Genomic DNA, 1,499 nt, shown 5'->3' with positions numbered 1-1,499 from the left:
CTCTAGCGAGGGTTTACTTTTAGGCATCGAGGGGGATTACTCGTTTAAATCTAGTCTTACAGCCAAATGGTCGGAGGATGGAGACTCTGGCACCGTTAAAGATCATAAGGGGCAAGCTGCGATAGGTTTTAAGGCTGGCTATGATTTTGGTATAGCTAGAGCATACGGCGAGTATATGTATGACTTTAAGGTTACAAAAAATGGTAGTGATGAGGATGGAGATTTTAAACACTCTTGGAATAAGCATAGCTTGCTAGTAGGCGGAGATTTTACGCCTGAGATTACGAATAGCTTTAGGCTAGTAGCGGGCGCATATACGGGGGTTTCGTTTTTGAAATACAAAGATTCGTATAATGACTTCAGCGGCGATAGTGACTCTATATCAAAGACAGTACCAGGCTGGGTCATCGGCGCAAGGCTGGGTGGTTTATATAGCTTTGATGAGCATAATGAGATCGAGTTTGGCTACAAAGCGGACTACACGAGATACAAGGCTAGTAAGCTCGGAGAGGATATAGATAAAGCCTACGAGACCAATCATGGACTATATTTAGGATACAACTTTAAATTCTAAAAATTCTAACGTGCTAGCGCAGGATGGGGCGAACGAACTCCCGCTCCATCCATTTTAAATTCCAAATAATTATTAGACGTCAAATCGCAGGATTGTTTAATCCGAAATTTGCTAGCAATTCAGACGTAATTATATGATAATCAAGGGTGCTGCCGGTACTAGACATCAAATTTTACCTGCTTACGCGTATAAAATTTTAAAATTTTTAAAAATATCATTACGCAAGCTTAATTTCCTATTTTTAGTGCTATCTGTTAAGCGCTTAAATTGATGGAATTTATGAAATTTTACTCAATCCGCTTTTTTCTAAGAATCGTTAAAATCTCAAGTTGAAAAAGCGGAATTTTATCAATGTCCCCATTTGCCACTTTAAATTTGTTTCATAATTGTTTCGGATATCTCACGATCCCTAGTTCGAGTACGACGCAGAAATGCCATTTTGCTTTATGGAAATCTCGCATTTACATCTTCGGGATTAGCACTTAAATTTTGCGGTAAAATTCTAAAACTACTGCGTCTAAGAATTTTAACGTTTTAAAGCATTAAATTTTTACGATTTTAATGTTAGTCGCAAGCGTAGAATTTTTACCTTTATAAATTCGCGGTAAAAGCGGTAGATGCCTGTCGTGCGGATTTAGATGCCAGATTTATCCGCAAGCGCTACGCTTTTACTAAAATTTTGTCTTTGTAAAAATTTTAAAATTTCAATCGCTGTTTTTAAAATACTTCGGCGCAAACATAAATTTCTAGCCGCTTCGCTATATTTTATAGGCTTGCTCGGAGCTTTAAAATAGCAAGTCGCGTGTCTGCTATTTACCAAAAACCCTAGCGAAAATCGCGTCTACATTTTTGGTGTAATATCCGTAGTCGAAGCACTCTTTGATCTCGCTTTCGCTTAGCTTTTCTCGTAGCTTTGTATCTGCTA

At 38.1% G+C, this 1,499-nt stretch carries 1 protein-coding gene; it reads left to right on the top strand.

What is annotated here, in order from left to right; genetic code table 11:
• Positions 1-574: outer membrane beta-barrel protein (locus Q0238_RS10730; protein WP_297945925.1), on the top strand; the 574-nt coding region annotated here is incomplete at its 5' end.
• Positions 575-1,499 lie beyond the last annotated feature (925 nt).

Source organism: uncultured Campylobacter sp., assembly GCF_938045775.1.
In the GTDB taxonomy this organism is placed as follows: Bacteria; Campylobacterota; Campylobacteria; order Campylobacterales; family Campylobacteraceae; genus Campylobacter_B.
This window is presented reverse-complemented; position numbering and strand designations above follow the sequence as displayed.